Here is a 14,951-nt window from a genome sequence, read left to right as displayed (position 1 = left end):
GCGAGAGGCGGGGCCCGCCGGTGCCGGCAGGTGGGCGCGTCGCGACGGCCCAGGTGAGCGGGCCCGGCCGGGCGCCCCGTGCACGGCGGAGGGCCCCGTGGCCGAACCGGTGGCCACGGGGTATGCGAAGGCCCGGATCGTCAGGCGGAGATGCCGTCGATCCGGGCCAGGGCGTCGTCCGCGCCGTACGGCTGCAAGTACGGCAGCCAGCGCGGGTCCCTATGGCCGGTCCCGATGATGCGCCAGGCCAGACCGGTGGGCGGGGCTGGTTTGTGCCGCAGCCGCCAGCCGATCTCGAAGAGATGGCGGTCGGCCTTGACGTGGTTGCAGCGGCGGCAGGACGCCACCACGTTGTCCCAGACGTGCTGACCCCCGCGACTGCGCGGGATGACGTGGTCGACGCTGGTTGCGACGCCACCGCAGTACATGCACCGGCCCCCGTCGCGCGCGAAGAGCGCCCTTCGGGTGAGAGGGACGGGCCCCCGGTAGGGAACCCGTACGAATCGCTTGAGCCGGACCACGCTGGGTGCGGGGACTGTGACGGTTGCGCTGTGCATATAGGCGCCGGATTCCTCCAAGGCGACTGCCTTGTTCTCCAGGACGAGGACGAGCGCGCGGCGGAGCGGTACGACGCCGAGCGGCTCGTACGACGCGTTGAGGACCAGGACATGCGGCACGGGTGCCTCCTTGGGCGTCGGCGGCGCGTGGCTCGCGCCGGGACGATCTGTGGCCAGTCTCCCCTCATGCCTGGTGGACGCGCCACCATCTCCCGGTAACGGGCTGGGAGTGTTTTCGACCACACGGCATTCATCCCCCGGTCGCACCCCTTTTCAAGCGGGCCTGTTCCAGCAGGCCTGTTCAAGGGGTGGCGAGAACCGGTGGTGAGAAGCAGGCGTGAGCACGGTCTCTCCTCCTCCCAACGGCAGGGCCCACACACAATGCCCCGTTAGTGTGGTGTTCCTGCCCGTCCGGTGACCTTTCCGTGACCTTGAACGCCGTACCCGACCTTGTCAGCCGTACCGGAGGGCAGTAGCGCACCGCCTGGAGGTACCCGCCGTGTCCTTGCCCGCCGTCCTCACGGCCGCCGGTCCGTCGCCGTCGCCGACTCCCTCGGAGTCGGCGACCACGACCGTCCCCACGCTCCAGGACGCCCAGGAGAGCGCCGTGCACACGGCCAGCTGGGTCGAGCAGAACTGGTCGACGTGGCTGGCGATCGGGCTGAAGGTACTGCTGGTCGTGGTGATCGCCGTGGCGCTCAGAAAGATCGTGCTGCGGGCGATAACCAAGTTCATCGACCGGATGAACCGGACCGTGGAGTCGGCGGAGGGCACCACCCTCGGCGGGCTGCTGGTCAACGCCGAGCGGCGGCGGCAGCGCTCGCAGGCGATCGGGTCGGTGCTGCGGTCGGTGGCGAGCTTCCTGATCCTCGGCACGGCCGCGCTGATGGTGCTGAGCAGCTTCCAGATCGACCTGGCACCACTGCTGGCCTCCGCCGGTGTCGCGGGTGTCGCGATCGGTTTCGGTGCCCGGAACCTGGTCACTGACTTCCTGTCGGGCGTGTTCATGATCCTGGAGGACCAGTACGGCGTCGGTGACACCATCGACTCGGGGGTGGCCTCCGGCGAGGTGGTCGAGGTCGGACTGCGCGTGACCAAGCTGCGCGGCGCGAGCGGCGAGATCTGGTACGTCCGCAACGGCGAGATCAAGCGCATCGGCAACCTCTCGCAGGGCTGGGCCACGGCGGGCGTCGACGTCACCGTGCGGGCCAGCGAGGACCTGGACAAGGTCCGGGCCACCCTCGGCGAGGTCGCCGAGAAGATGGCCAAGGAAGAGCCCTGGAACGAGGTCCTGTGGAGCCCCATCGAGGTGCTCGGCCTGGACTCCGTGCTCATCGACTCCATGGTGGTCCGCGTCTCCGCGAAGACCATGCCGGGCAAGGCCCTGACCGTGGAACGCGAGCTGCGCTGGCGGATCAAGCGCGCGTTCGACGCGGCGCACATCCGCATCGTGGGCGGCGAGACGGCCGTACTCCTGGACGAGGAGACCCCCGACCGTGCCGCCGGGGTGGCGGCACCGTCGGCGTTCGCCGACTCGGACTCCCCGCAGGTGGCGGCGACGACCCCGATCGCCCCGCAGCGGTCGGCCACGAGCGGACGGTAGCGGAACGGTTCAGCACACTCGTTCGAGTGAACGAGCGGGGCATTCCGGCGCCGGGTGCCGTGAAACTCATCGTCCAGTTTCACCTGGCCGGACTGGACATGGCGGGGGTGAACGACGGCTTCCGAGTGCCCCACCCAGACGGTCGGACGATGGCTCTCGTCGTCCCGGACTTCTACGTCTGCCGCCGCAATCCAACCGAACTCGACGAGTCCTACCGCAAGGCCCACAGGGGCTGGTACCCCATCGACATGATCACCCTCGTCGGAGAGGTCACCTCGACCAACCACGAGACCGACACCGGTCCCAAGTTCCGCACCTACGCCGCAGCCGGCATCCCGGTCTACGTCCTCATCGACCGCCACACGAAAACGGCCCACTGCTACACCGACCCCGTCCTCCCCGGCGACGACCCCACCGAGGCCTACTACCAGACCGACGAGAAGGTGAACCTCGGCGACCCGCTGCCCCTCCCGGCCCCCTACCCCACCCTCGACACGGCCCCCTTCCGCGGCGACTGAGCGGCCGGTGCCGTGACCCCGGTGCGGGCGCGGGTCGATTCAGGCGATCTTCACAGACCCCCCTCATCGCCCCCGCATCCGTGATGATCTATGGTCACCCCACTACGGGCCCTTGCTCTGGAGCGCGACGTCGCCCGGGGGCCCGTTCCGAATGTGGGGAAACATGCGAAAGCTCGCCATAGGCACCGCCCTGACCGGCGCCCTGGCCCTGGCCGGCGTCACGGCGCCCGCCGCCTCCGCGGCCACGCCGAACCTGGTCTTCTCCGACGTGACCGTGAACAAGGGCAAGGCGATCGTCGTGGGCACCACCAAGACGGTGAACGTGCCGGTGACGTACACCCTCACCCGGCCAGCCGACCTGGTCATCGACAACAAGAAGACGTTCGCCGCGGTGATGCTCTACCGCGGCACGCTGAGGTCGCTCGCCAACGAGCTGGACCCGGCCGTCATGCCCACCTGCACGACGACCGCGACGACGGACACCACGGTCACCGAGAGCTGCTCCGAGAACATCCCGGTCGACCCGTACGAGTACCTGTACGACGCCGCGGACGCCACCACGTGGAAGGCCGCGGGCCTGTACGCCCACGTCGACGGCACCGCCTCGGACGACTTCCTCAGCTCCTCGTCCGAGGTGGCCGTCTGGGGCAACCTGACCACCGCCAAGGTGCAGCGGGCGGCCAGGCTGACCGTCGACGCCACCCCCGAACCGGCGGTCGCGGGCAAGACGATCACCGTCAAGGGCAAGCTGACCCGGGCGAACTGGGAGACCTCCTCGTACCCGGGCTACCAGGGCCAGAAGGTCGTCCTCCAGTTCCGCCCGGCGGGCACCAGCACCTACCAGAACGTCAAGGGCATCACCTCCGGCACCGGCGGCGCCCTGTCCGCCACGGTGAAGGCGTCGAAGAGCGGCTACTACCGGTACGTCTTCGCGGGTACGACGACCACCGCGGCGGCGACGGCCACCGGCGACTACGTCAAGGTGAAGTGACGGCACATCGCCACCGCGTGACCCGGCAGGGCCCGCCCGGATCCTCGGATCTTCCGGGCGGGCCCTTCGCCTGTCCGAGCCCAGGTAACGACTGGGTTGCCGCCCCGGCGGGCTATTGACGCTCCCGTTCCGGCGGCCTACGTTTTCCAGCCAACAGGAAACTTTCCTAACAGTGATCAGAGGATGACGCCTCCAGTGGGTCACCCGGGTGGACCGACCGCCCAGGTCACTGGGAAACTGAGCGGCTGGAAAGGCAGGTGTCGAACCCCATGGCAGGAACCGCCGGTACGCCGGGCACCCCGCGCGTGCTCCGCGCCATGAACGACCGCGCCGCACTGGACCTGCTGCTGGAGCACGGCCCGCTGTCGCGCACCAGGATCGGCAAGCTCACCGGCCTATCCAAGCCGACCGCCTCCCAGCTGCTGGCCCGCCTGGAGGCGGCCGGGCTGGTGCTGGCGACGGGCACCAGCGAGGGCCGGCCGGGCCCCAACGCCCAGCTGTACTCGGTGAATCCGGCCGCCGCCCACGCCGCCGGACTGGACGTCAACCCGGGCCGGATCTGGGCCGCCGTCGCCGACGTCACCGGCCGTACCGTCGGCGAGTACGAGCTGCCGACCCCCGGCCGGCGCTCCGCGCAGTCCGTCGTACGGCAGGTCACCGACGCCCTCGACGGCGCCGTGAAGGCGGCCGGGCTGGCCCGGGACGACGTCCACCGGGTCGTCATCGGCACGCCTGGCGCCTTCGACCCCAACACCGGCCGGCTGCGGTACGCCTCGCACCTGCCCGGCTGGCACTCCCCCGCACTTCTCGACGACCTCGCCGCCGCGCTGCCGATGCCCGTCGAGTACGAGAACGACGTCAACCTCGCCGCCATCGCCGAACAGCGGCTCGGCGCGGCCCGCGGCCACGGCGACTTCGTGCTGCTGTGGAACCAGGAGGGCCTCGGCGCCGCCCTGGTCCTCGGCGGGCGGCTGCACCGGGGCTGGACCGGCGGCGCCGGCGAGGTCGGCTTCCTGCCGGTGCCGGGGACCCCGCTGGTGCGCCAGGTCACCAAGGCCAACAGCGGTGGCTACCAGGAACTCGCCGGTTCGCAGGCCGTGCCCCGGCTGGCCCGCGAGCTCGGCATCGAGGACCTGCCGGACGGCCCGTACGACGTGGTGGCCGCCGAACTCGTCGCCCGCGCCGCCGACCACGTCACCGGGCCCTACCACCAGTTGCTGCGGACCTACGCGACCCGGGTCGCCACCGGTCTGGCCTCCCTCGTCTCCGTCCTCGACCCCGAACTCGTCGTCCTCAGCGGCACCGTCCTGACCGCCGGCGGCGAGGTGCTGCGCACCCTCGTCCAGGCCGAGCTGGAGGAGCTGGCGGCCGCCCGGCCGCGGCTCGTCGTCGGCGACGTCCGGGAACACCCCGTGCTGCGCGGCGCGCTGGAGAGCGCGCTCGCGACCACCCGCGACGAGGTCTTCGACACCTCGCGCTGAGCCCCCTCAGACCCCCGCACAACCACCACCTTCCCCGCTCACCGCCCGCCCCGGGAGATCTCGCCATGCGCATACCCTCCGCTGCCCGAAAGACGGCTTTTGCCCTGACCGCGGCAGCCAGTTCGCTGGCCCTGCTCACCGCCTGTACCGGCCAGTCCTCCTCCGGAGCCGACGACGACGCCTCCGCGGACACCACCATCAACTTCTGGCACGCCTGGAGCGCCCCGAACGAGGTGAAGGCGGTCAACGCGCTGATCACCGGCTTCCAGAAGGCACACCCAAACATCCACGTCAACGTCGTCAGCAACATGACCGACGACAAGATCAACCAGGCGCTGCGCAGCGGCGGCGACAAGGCCCCGGACGTCATCTCGTCGTTCACCACCAACAACGTGGGCAAGTTCTGCTCCTCGGGCGCGCTGGTCGACCTGAACCCGTTCTTCAAGAAGTCCGGCATCGACCCGGCGACGACGTTCCCGAAGGCGATGAGCCAGTACACCCAGTACGACGGCAACCGCTGCACGGCTCCGCTGCTCGGTGACGCGTACGGCCTCTACTACAACAAGACGGCGTTCGAGAAGGCCGGTATCACCAGCCCGCCGAAGACGTGGACCGAATTCAAGGCGGACGCGAAGAAACTGACGGTCCCCCAGGGCGGCGGCTACCAGCAGCTCGGTTTCATGCCGGACTACCACGGCTGGGAGACCACGACCGAGCACTACGCGGCCCAGTTCTCGCCGACGTACTTCACCGCCGACGGAAAGTCGGACATCGCCAAGGACCCCGCCTTCACCGAGGCGTTCACCCTGCAGAAGGACCTCGTCGACGAACTCGGCGGATTCCAGAAGCTGGAGAAGTACCGGGCGACCCTCGGCGACGAGTGGGGCGACAAGCACCCCTTCCAGACCGGTCAGGTCGCCATGCAGCTCGACGGCGAGTGGCGGCTCGGCATGGCGCTCGCGGCCAAGCCGAAGTTCGACATCGGCGTCGCCCCGCTGCCCGTGCCCGACGACCAGGCCGCCCAGTACGGCAAGGGCTACATCACCGGCACCATCGCCGGAATCGCCGCGACCAGCAAGAAGCAGAACGCGGCCTGGGAGTTCGTCAAGTACATCACCACGGACACGGACGCGGTGGTGAACTTCTCCAACGCCATCCACAACGTGCCCTCCACACTGGCCGCCCTGAAGTCGCCGAAGCTGAAGTACGACCCGCGTTTCAAGACCTTCCTGGACATCGCCGCCGACCCGGACTCCACGACGTCTCCGGCCTCCATCAACGGCGGTGTGTACCTGACGACGATCCAGAACTTCGGGTACGACTACGAGAGCGGCAAGGCCAAGGACCTCAAGTCCGGTCTGGAGGCCACGGCCGAGCAGATCGACACCGACATCGCCCAGGCGAAGTAGGACCGCGATGACCGCCCTCACGCTGGCTTCGAAACGCCGCCGGTCGGCACTGCGCACGATCGCTTTCATGTCGCCCTGGCTGATCGGTTTCGCGGTGTTCTTCGCCTACCCGCTGATCTCCACGGTCTATTTCTCCTTCATGCACTACGACGGCTTCAAGGCGCCGACGTGGACCGGCACGAAGAACTGGACCTACGTCTTCGAGCACTACCCGTACTTCTGGCCGGCGCTGCGCAACACGCTGTGGCTGGTGCTCGTGATGGTGTCGCTCCGGGTCGTCTTCGGACTCGGCGTCGGCATGCTCATCACGAAGATCAAGACGGGCACAGGGGTCTTCCGCACCCTCTTCTACCTGCCCTACCTGGCCCCGCCGGTCGCGGCGACCATGGCCTTCGCGTTCCTCCTCAACCCCGGTACCGGGCCGGTCAACTCGATCCTGGAGAAGATCGGCATCCCGGCGCCCGGCTGGTTCAACGACCCGGCCTGGTCCAAGCCGGCCCTGACCCTGCTGGCCCTGTGGGGGGTCGGCGACCTGATGGTCATCTTCATGGCCGCGCTGCTCGACGTGCCGACGGAGCAGTACGAGGCGGCGGAGCTGGACGGCGCCTCCGCCTGGCAGCGGTTCCGGTACGTGACGCTGCCGAACATCTCGCCGATCGTGATGTTCGCGGTCGTCACGGGTGTCATCCAGACGATGCAGTACTACACACAGCCGCTCATCGCCGGAAAAGTCGCCTCGGGCGTGATCCAGGGCGCGGGCACGCAGTTCGAGCCCGGCTATCCGGAGAAGTCGACGCTCACCCTCCCCCAGCTCGTCTACAACCTCGGTTTCCAGCGCTTCGACTACGGCTCCGCGTGTGTCGTCGCCCTCGTGCTCTTCGCCCTGTCCATGGTGTTCACCGCGTTCCTGATGCGGCGCCGGGGCGGTCTCATCCAGGCAGGTGACTGACGATGACCCAAGTGCTGGACCGGCCGGCGGAGCTGAAGGCCCCGGTGTCGGACGCCGAACGCACCGCACGCCGCAAGGAGGCGCTGAACTGGGTGGCGGTCCACTCCCTCGGCGTCGCCGCCGCCCTGTTCTTCACCCTGCCCTTCGTCTTCGTGTTCCTGACCTCGCTGATGAGCGACAGCCAGGCACTGAGCCGGGACCTGATCCCGCACACCTGGGAGTGGGGCAACTACCGGAAGGTGTTCGACACCCCGGGCTTCCTGACGTGGTGGCGGAACACCCTGGTCTACGCGGGCCTCGGCACCGTCCTGACCGTCGTGTCGTCGCTCCCGGTGGCCTACGCGCTCGCCAAGTTCCGTTTCCGCGGCCGCAGTCTGTCCCTGATGCTGGTGATCTCGATGATGATGCTGCCGCCGCAGGTCGTCATCATCCCGATGTACCTCTTCTGGGCGAAACAGCTGGACCTCTCCGGCACGCTGTGGCCGCTGATCGTGCCGATGGCGTTCGGCGACGCGTTCTCCATCTTCCTGCTGCGCCAGTTCCTGATGACGATCCCCAACGAGTACCTGGACGCGGCCAAGGTGGACGGCTGCGGCGACCTCAGAACCCTGCTCAGGGTGGTCGTCCCGATGGCGAGACCGGGCATCGCCGCGGTGGCGTTGTTCCAGTTCTTCTACGCCTGGAACGACTACTTCGGCCCCCAGATCTACGCCTCGGAGAACCCTGGCGCCTGGACCCTCTCCTACGGCCTGGAGTCGTTCAAGGGCATGCACCACACCGACTGGAACCTGACCATGGCCGCGACCGTGCTGGTCATGGCGCCCGTGATCCTCGTCTTCTTCTTCGCCCAGAAGGCGTTCGTCGAGGGCGTCACGCTCACCGGAGTGAAGGGTTAACCCTTTTATGCAGCATCTCCCCGGGGAGCGCGGTTCCCGATCGCCGCTGTGCGGCGGGCCGGACCCCCAACCCATGATCAACGTCTCCGGCATTCGGAAGCGAGGCACTCTCCAGTGAAACTCACCGTGGTCGGTGGAGGCTCGACCTACACCCCCGAACTCATCGACGGCTTCGCACGCCTGCGGGACACCCTGCCCATCGAGGAACTGGTGCTGGTGGACCCGGCCGCCGAGCGCCTGGAACTGGTGGGCGGACTGGCCCGCCGGATCTTCGCCAGGCAGGGGCACGGCGGCCGTATCGTCACCACCTCGGACCTGGACGCGGGCGTCGAGGGCGCCGACGCGGTGCTGCTCCAGCTGCGCGTCGGCGGCCAGGCGGCCCGTCAGCAGGACGAGACCTGGCCCCTGGAGTGCGGCTGCGTCGGCCAGGAGACCACCGGCGCCGGCGGCCTGGCCAAGGCCCTGCGCACGGTGCCCGTCGTCCTGGACATCGCCGAACACGTGCGCCGTGCCAACCCGAACGCCTGGATCATCGACTTCACCAACCCGGTGGGGATCGTGACCCGCGCCCTGCTCCAGGCCGGCCACAAGGCGGTCGGGCTGTGCAACGTGGCGATCGGCTTCCAGCGGAAGTTCGCGGACCTGCTGGACGTCACGCCGTCCGAGATCCACCTGGACCACCTCGGCCTCAACCACCTCACCTGGGAGACGGCCGTGCGCCTCGGCGGCCCCGAGGGCGAGAACGTCCTGCCCAAGCTGCTCGGGGAGCACGGCGACACCATCGCCGCCGACCTGAGACTGCCCCCCGCGCTCCTCGACCGCCTCGGCGGTGTCATCCCCTCCTACTACCTGCGCTACTACTACGCGCACGACGAGGTGGTGCGGGAGCTGCGCACCAAGCCGTCGAGGGCGGCCGAGGTGGCCGCGATGGAGAAGCAGTTGCTGGAGATGTACGGCGACCCGGCCCTGGACGAGAAGCCGGAGCTGCTCGCCAGGCGGGGCGGCGCCTACTACTCGGAGGCGGCCGTGGACCTGGCGGCGGCGCTGCTGGGCGGCACCGGCAACCCCTACCAGGTGGTGAACACCTACAACGGCGGCACGCTGCCCTTCCTCCCCGACGACGCGGTGATCGAGGTCCAGGCGGCGGTGGGCCCGGCCGGGCCGAGGCCGCTGCCGATCCCGGACGTCGACCCGCTGTTCGCCGGGCTCGTCGCGAACGTGACGGCATACGAGGAGCTGGCCCTGGAGGCGGCCCTGCGCGGCGGCCGGGACCGCGTCTTCCGGGCCCTGCTGGCCCACCCCCTGATCGGCCAGTACGAGTACGCCGACGCCCTGACCGACCGACTGGTCGCGCACAACCGGGAGCACCTCGCGTGGGCCTGACCGCAAGTGTCCTCGCCATCGACGCGGGCAACAGCAAGACCGACGTCGCGGTGGTGGCGGCGGACGGCGAGATCCTCGCCACGGCCCGGGCCGGCGGCTTCCGGCCGCCGGTGGTGGGCGTGGAGCAGGCCGTGGACGAGGTGGCCACGGCGGTCGCCGAGGCGTACGGCGCCGCCGGGGTCACCTCGGCCGCCCACGTGTCGGCGTGTCTGGCCAACGCCGACTTCCCCTTCGAGGAGGAGCAGCTGGCCGCCGCGCTGGCCACGCGCGCGTGGGGGACGACGGTGGCGGTCCGCAACGACACCTTCGCGATCCTCCGGGCCGGCGTCACCGAGCCGCGCGGCGTCGCCGTCGTGTGCGGCGCCGGCATCAACTGCGTCGGCATGCGCCCCGACGGCCGCACCGCCCGCTTCCCCGCCCTCGGCCGCATCTCCGGTGACTGGGGCGGCGGTTGGGGGCTGGCGGAGGAGGCCCTGTGGCACGCGGCACGGGCCGAGGACGGCCGCGGCGAGCCAACGGCCCTGGCCCGCGCGCTTCCGGCGTACTTCGGGTACGGCAGCATGCTCGCGCTGATCGAGGCACTGCACCGGGAGGAGGTCGAGCCCGCCCGCCGGCACGAGTTGACCCCGGTGCTGTTCGCGACGGCGGCAGACGGCGACCCGGTGGCGCGGGCGGTCGTGGACCGGCTGGCGCAGGAGGTGGTGGCCATGGCGGTGGTCGCGCTGACGCGCCTCGAGCTGCTGGAGGAGGAGACGCCGGTGGTGCTGGGGGGCGGGGTGCTGGCGGGCGGGCACCCGCAACTGGACGACGGGGTACGGGAGCTGCTGGCCGCGCGGGCGCCCAAGGCGGTGCCGAGGGTGGTGACGGCGCGGCCGGTGCTGGGCGCTGCGCTGCTGGGGCTGGACGTGGTGGGAGCGGGGGTGGAGGTGCGGGAGAGGGTGCGGGCCTACTTCGAGGGGTGACCCGTGGCGGGGCTGGGCGGGGGTGGGGACGCTTACCGGCGCTTGCAGGGTGCCTCCCCCAGCCTTCGGCCGGGGGGACCCCCAGCGCCCACCCGTGCCGCCCCAGCGGCACGACTGCCCGCGGCTTATGAGACACGGCTGGGCAGCGCGCCCCTCAGGGGCGCGGGGAACTGCGCGACCAGCCCCCACCGGGCCGCGCGCCCCCGTACGCACCGTCACCACCCCTCCGGAACCGAACCGATCCCCCCGGCGTATTCATGAGCAGGGGTTCCGCTGCGATCCGATCAAGATCCAGTGAAGGCCGGTGCCCAATGTCAGTCCGGGCGGCGATACTGGGCGGCGACCGGATGACCATGGGGGAGGTCAAGTGACACACCCGCCGACGAAGAGCGCGGCACCGCCAGGCACAGGCACCGCCCTGCCCGCGCAGCGGACCCGGCCCGGCACCCCCACGCCCTCCCGCCGCACCGCGTTCGCCGAGGGCGCCGACCGGCTCCGCGCCGCCGCCACCACCGAACCCGGCCGGCTCCGCCTCATCGGCGCCGTCCTGGCCGTGCTGATCGTCGCGTTCGGCGCCGTCACCGCCTGGCAGATGACCGACCGCGCGGCCGCCGCAGACGACGTGCTGCACCGCAGCCAGCCGCTGAGTTCGGGCGCCGCCGACATCTACCGCTCGCTGGCGGACGCCAACACCGCCGCCTCCAGCGGCTTCCTGGCGGGCGGTCAGGAGACGGCCGCGTCCCGCGCGCGGTACGAGAAGGACATCCAGACCGCCGCCGCCAAACTGGTCACCGCCGCCGCCAACTCCGAGCCCGGTTCGCCCTCGGAGGCGGCCGTGGCGAAGCTGAACACGCTGCTGCCGGAGTACAAGGGCCTGGTGGAGCGGGCCCGCGTGTACAACCGGCAGGGTTACCCGGTCGGCGGCGCGTATCTGCGGTACGCGAACGAGAAGATGCAGCAGGAGATGCTCCCGGCCGCGGAGGATCTCTACACCAAGGAGAACGCGCGTCTCGCCTCCGACTACTCGGACGCGACGCCGTACCCGTGGGCGGCGATCGTCCTCGGTCTGCTCGCGTTCGCCGCGCTCGCCTGGGCCCAGCTGCGCCACTACCGCCGGACGAACCGCCTGCTGAACCGCGGCCTGGTCGCGGCCTCGGCGGCCACCGTCGGCACGCTGCTGTGGCTGGTGGTCGGCCACACCGTCGCCCGGGCCGGCCTGGACGGCTCCTACGACCACGGCGTCCGTTCGCTGAACGTGCTGCACGACGCGCGGATCGCCTCCCTGAAGGCGCGCGGCAACGAGAACCTGAGCCTGGTGGCGCGCGGCGCCGAGACGGTCTCGGTCGGCGGGCGGACGTACGACGCGTACTACTACGACTTCGACAAGGACATGGCCGCGCTCGGCAAGAGCCTCACCGACGCCGCGGCGCTCGCGGACGACACGGCGGGCAGCAAGCCCGTCGTGGCGGCCGAGGGGAACATGAAGGTGTGGAAGGAGTGGCACGCCGACGCCCGCGCCGAGGACGAGAACGGCGACTACCAGGCGGCGCTGGACAAGGTGATCGGCACGAAGGACGCGACCGCCGAGTGCTTCGACAGCGTCGACACGAACCTGAAGAACGCCTTGGCCCATGAAGAGGCCCAGTTCAAGGAGCAGGCCACCCATGGCCGGGACGCCATGTCCGGACTGCCGATCGGTGCGGCCATGCTCGGCGTCGCAGCGGCGGCCGGCGCGCTGTTCGGCATCGGACGCAGGCTTTCGGAGTACCGGTGAGAGGGGGCGTGGCGATGTTCGTGCAAAGGATGCGGGCCTCCCTGCGCGGCTGGGGCGGGGTGGGCGCGATGGCGGTCGGCTGCGTCCTGGCGCTGGCGTTCGTCCTGCTGCTGCCGCTCACCCAGTCCGGCGGCGGGGGCGGGCAGGGCGAGGGGCTCGGCGGCCCGGGGCTGGCCACCGGCAGCCCGGCCAGGGCCGACACCTGCGTCGACTCCCAGGCGCAGGACGAGACCTGGGCGCCGTCGAGCGTGGACGGTCCGGCCATAGCGGCCATCAAGTCCCGTACCGGCGCCAGGCGGAAGCTGATCGTCGGCGTCGACCAGAACAGCTACCGCTGGGGCTACCGCAACCCGAACACCTCGGACGCGGAGCTGGAGGGCTTCGACATCGACCTCGTGCACCGGATCGCCCAGGACATCCTCGGCGACCCGAACGCGGTGCAGTTCAAGGCGATTCCGACGAGCCAGCGGATACCGGCGATCCAGGACGGCCGCGTCGACATGGTGGTGCGCACGATGACCATCAACTGCGACCGGCTGAAGGACGTCGCGTTCTCCGCGCCGTACTTCAAGACCGGGCAGCAGGTCCTCGCCCCCAAGTCGTCGTCGATCACCGGGTACAACGGCACGCTGGCGCACAAGAGGATCTGCACGGCGGCCGGTTCGACGGCACACACCAAGCTGGACGCCGACAGGAAGTCCGGGAAGCTGGTCGCCTCGGCGGACACCTCCACCACCGTCCCCAACCAGCTCGACTGCCTGGTGCGGTTGCAGCTCGGTGAGGTCGACGCGGTGGTCACCGACGGCGCGCTGGCCGCCAGCCAGGCCGCCCAGGACCCGACGGTCGAGCTCAAGGGCGCCGCCTTCACTACCGAGTACTACGGGGTGGCGATGAAGAAGGACGCGACCGATCTGGTGCGCCGGGTCAACCAGATCCTGGTGGAGTACCGGTCCGACGGCTGGCAGGCGTCGTACGACAAGTGGTTGTCGGCGACACTGGGAGCGGACTCGTCGGCGTCGGAACCGCCCGCGCCGCAGTACCTGCGCAAGAGCTGACCCGCACCCGCCGGCCCAGCCCCGACTAGCAAGCGAGAGGTGATCGATGGGCGTCACGGACCCCGCCGGGCCGGTGATGGACCGGGACGAGGTGGACCGTGCGCTGGCGCGGCTCGGCGCGGAGCACGAGGCGATCGAGACCTCGCTGCTCGCCCTCCAGGACCACGCGGGCCGCAGACTCCTCGAAGGCGCCGAGCTGACCGGGACCACCCGGGAGCGGTGGACGGCCGCCGAGGCCTCGATCACCCTGCTGTGGGCCTATTTCGACGCCTACACGGACGCGCTGCGCTCCGCCCGGGAGATCCGGGCCCGGCGCCGCTGGTCCAGCCGTGAGGACCTGGAGAAACTGACCGAGCTGCTGCGCGGCGAGTCGGTGACGGTGGCGGGCAGCGCGACCGCCACGGCGAACGCCCCGACCCTGCTGTCGGCGGCCGGCCGGCTCAGCGAGCGGTTCTCGCTGGCGGCCCTGGTCGACCGGATGAACGAGCTGTACGCGACCTCGCTGGACATGGTCGTCACCGCCGACGCGGTGTGGTCGGCGCTGCCCGCGCGGATCGATTTACTCGCCGCCGAGCTGCAGCGCACCCGCAAGCTGGCGCACTCCGTCGGCGTGCGCCCCGGCGAGCACCCGGCGGGCGACGACCTGGAGCGGATCACCCGGACGCTGACGAGGCTCCGTGCGGACGTCGTCTCGGATCCGCTGGCCTTCTGGGTTCCCGCGCAGGGGAGTTCGGCGCCGGGCGGCGGCCGTCCCGACACCACGGTGTACGACCGGGAGGCGCGGGCGCTGGAGGAGGTGCGGCGGGAGATCGACGCCGTGCTGACGGTACGGCAGGACGCCGAGGCCCGGCTGATCAGGCTGCGGGACGTGCTGTCCCGCGCGGACCGCACGCTCGCCGAGGCCCGCACGGCACGCGGTGAGGTGCTGGCGAAGATCGCGGCGACCGAGGTGCCGGTGGTCAGCGGCCCGCCGACCGCGTTGCAGGAGCAGCTGGCGACGGCTGCCGAGTACCGCAGAGGGGCCCAGTGGCACCGTCTGTCTCCGCTGCTCGAATCGCTGGAGCAGAAGGCGGAGGACGAACTGCTGCGCGCCCGCGAGTCGTTGACGGCGGTCACCGCGCCGCTCGCGGTGCGTGCGGAGCTGCGCGGCCGGCTGGACGCGTACAAGGCGAAGGTGGCCCGGCACGGGCTGGCGGAGGACCCGTTCCTGACCGAGCGGTACGACGCGGCCCGGCGGATGCTGTGGAGTGCGCCCTGCGATCTCCGGGTCGCGGAGCAGGCGGTGCTGCGCTATCAGCAGTCGGTGGCCGAGGCGCTGGGGGCGCCTCGGGTGCCGCGGCAGGGCGGGCCCGAGGACCGGAGGGGGGAGTAGT

At 70.7% G+C, this 14,951-nt stretch carries 13 protein-coding genes; 12 read left to right on the top strand and 1 reads right to left on the bottom strand.

Annotated features, from left to right (window positions below):
* Window positions 1–140: 140 nt before the first annotated feature.
* Window positions 141–677, bottom strand: a complete 537-nt coding sequence (locus LQ326_RS12990) for an HNH endonuclease (protein WP_181805740.1) — start codon at window positions 675–677, stop codon at window positions 141–143.
* Window positions 678–1,056: 379 nt separating this feature from the next.
* Here LQ326_RS12990 and LQ326_RS12985 point away from each other — a divergent pair, with 379 nt between their 5' ends.
* From LQ326_RS12985 to LQ326_RS12930, 12 genes are all read left to right on the top strand, one after another.
* The gene (locus LQ326_RS12985; protein ID WP_234535891.1) at window positions 1,057–2,160 is read left to right on the top strand and encodes a mechanosensitive ion channel family protein; all 1,104 of its coding nucleotides are present in this window, start codon (window positions 1,057–1,059) and stop codon (window positions 2,158–2,160) included.
* 98 nt (window positions 2,161–2,258) lie between these two features.
* A complete protein-coding gene (locus LQ326_RS12980; protein ID WP_268206998.1) occupies window positions 2,259–2,678 on the top strand; it encodes a Uma2 family endonuclease in 420 nt (139 codons plus the stop codon).
* A gap of 163 nt (window positions 2,679–2,841) precedes the next feature.
* Window positions 2,842–3,669, top strand: coding sequence for a hypothetical protein (locus LQ326_RS12975; protein ID WP_234535887.1), 828 nt, complete (start codon window positions 2,842–2,844; stop codon window positions 3,667–3,669).
* Between the two features lie 269 nt (window positions 3,670–3,938).
* Window positions 3,939–5,150: an ROK family transcriptional regulator gene (locus LQ326_RS12970; protein WP_234535885.1), complete on the top strand. Its 1,212-nt coding sequence runs from the start codon at window positions 3,939–3,941 to the stop codon at window positions 5,148–5,150.
* A gap of 65 nt (window positions 5,151–5,215) precedes the next feature.
* Window positions 5,216–6,559 (top strand): ABC transporter substrate-binding protein, encoded by a 1,344-nt coding sequence (locus tag LQ326_RS12965; protein ID WP_234535883.1) that lies wholly within the window; start codon window positions 5,216–5,218, stop codon window positions 6,557–6,559.
* 7 nt (window positions 6,560–6,566) lie between these two features.
* Window positions 6,567–7,508: a carbohydrate ABC transporter permease gene (locus tag LQ326_RS12960; protein WP_234535881.1), complete on the top strand. Its 942-nt coding sequence runs from the start codon at window positions 6,567–6,569 to the stop codon at window positions 7,506–7,508.
* 2 nt (window positions 7,509–7,510) lie between these two features.
* A complete protein-coding gene (locus LQ326_RS12955) occupies window positions 7,511–8,404 on the top strand; it encodes a carbohydrate ABC transporter permease (protein ID WP_234535879.1) in 894 nt (297 codons plus the stop codon).
* Between the two features lie 114 nt (window positions 8,405–8,518).
* Window positions 8,519–9,787 carry a 6-phospho-beta-glucosidase gene (locus tag LQ326_RS12950; RefSeq protein WP_234535877.1) on the top strand — a complete coding sequence of 423 codons (1,269 nt, stop codon included), beginning with the start codon at window positions 8,519–8,521 and terminating at the stop codon, window positions 9,785–9,787.
* On the top strand, window positions 9,778–10,749 hold the full coding sequence (locus tag LQ326_RS12945; protein WP_234535875.1) for an N-acetylglucosamine kinase: 972 nt from the start codon (window positions 9,778–9,780) through the stop codon (window positions 10,747–10,749). Before LQ326_RS12950 ends, LQ326_RS12945 begins: the two co-directional genes overlap by 10 nt.
* 367 nt (window positions 10,750–11,116) lie before the next feature.
* A complete protein-coding gene (locus tag LQ326_RS12940; protein ID WP_372496821.1) occupies window positions 11,117–12,523 on the top strand; it encodes a GlnX family signal transduction membrane protein in 1,407 nt (468 codons plus the stop codon).
* Window positions 12,524–12,537: 14 nt separating this feature from the next.
* Window positions 12,538–13,578, top strand: a complete 1,041-nt coding sequence (locus tag LQ326_RS12935) for a glutamate ABC transporter substrate-binding protein (RefSeq protein ID WP_234535873.1) — start codon at window positions 12,538–12,540, stop codon at window positions 13,576–13,578.
* A gap of 46 nt (window positions 13,579–13,624) precedes the next feature.
* Window positions 13,625–14,950 carry a coiled-coil domain-containing protein gene (locus LQ326_RS12930; RefSeq protein WP_234535872.1) on the top strand — a complete coding sequence of 442 codons (1,326 nt, stop codon included), beginning with the start codon at window positions 13,625–13,627 and terminating at the stop codon, window positions 14,948–14,950.
* Window position 14,951 lies beyond the last annotated feature (1 nt).

Origin of the sequence: Streptomyces shenzhenensis, assembly GCF_021462265.1 — a bacterium.
GTDB lineage: Bacteria > Actinomycetota > Actinomycetes > Streptomycetales > Streptomycetaceae > Streptomyces > Streptomyces shenzhenensis.
The sequence above is the reverse complement of the archived record's forward strand: the minus strand, read 5'-3'. Positions and strand labels throughout refer to the sequence as shown.

What these genes read in the sequence shown, in the direction of transcription:
- LQ326_RS12980 (WP_268206998.1), top strand. Translation starts at nt 2,259, where the DNA reads ATGGCGGGGGTGAACGACGGCTTCCGAGTGCCCCACCCAGACGGTCGG.
- LQ326_RS12975 (WP_234535887.1), top strand. Translation starts at nt 2,842, where the DNA reads ATGCGAAAGCTCGCCATAGGCACCGCCCTGACCGGCGCCCTGGCCCTG.
- LQ326_RS12970 (WP_234535885.1), top strand. Translation starts at nt 3,939, where the DNA reads ATGGCAGGAACCGCCGGTACGCCGGGCACCCCGCGCGTGCTCCGCGCC.
- LQ326_RS12965 (WP_234535883.1), top strand. Translation starts at nt 5,216, where the DNA reads ATGCGCATACCCTCCGCTGCCCGAAAGACGGCTTTTGCCCTGACCGCG.
- LQ326_RS12960 (WP_234535881.1), top strand. Translation starts at nt 6,567, where the DNA reads ATGACCGCCCTCACGCTGGCTTCGAAACGCCGCCGGTCGGCACTGCGC.
- LQ326_RS12955 (WP_234535879.1), top strand. Translation starts at nt 7,511, where the DNA reads ATGACCCAAGTGCTGGACCGGCCGGCGGAGCTGAAGGCCCCGGTGTCG.
- LQ326_RS12935 (WP_234535873.1), top strand. Translation starts at nt 12,538, where the DNA reads ATGTTCGTGCAAAGGATGCGGGCCTCCCTGCGCGGCTGGGGCGGGGTG.
- LQ326_RS12930 (WP_234535872.1), top strand. Translation starts at nt 13,625, where the DNA reads ATGGGCGTCACGGACCCCGCCGGGCCGGTGATGGACCGGGACGAGGTG.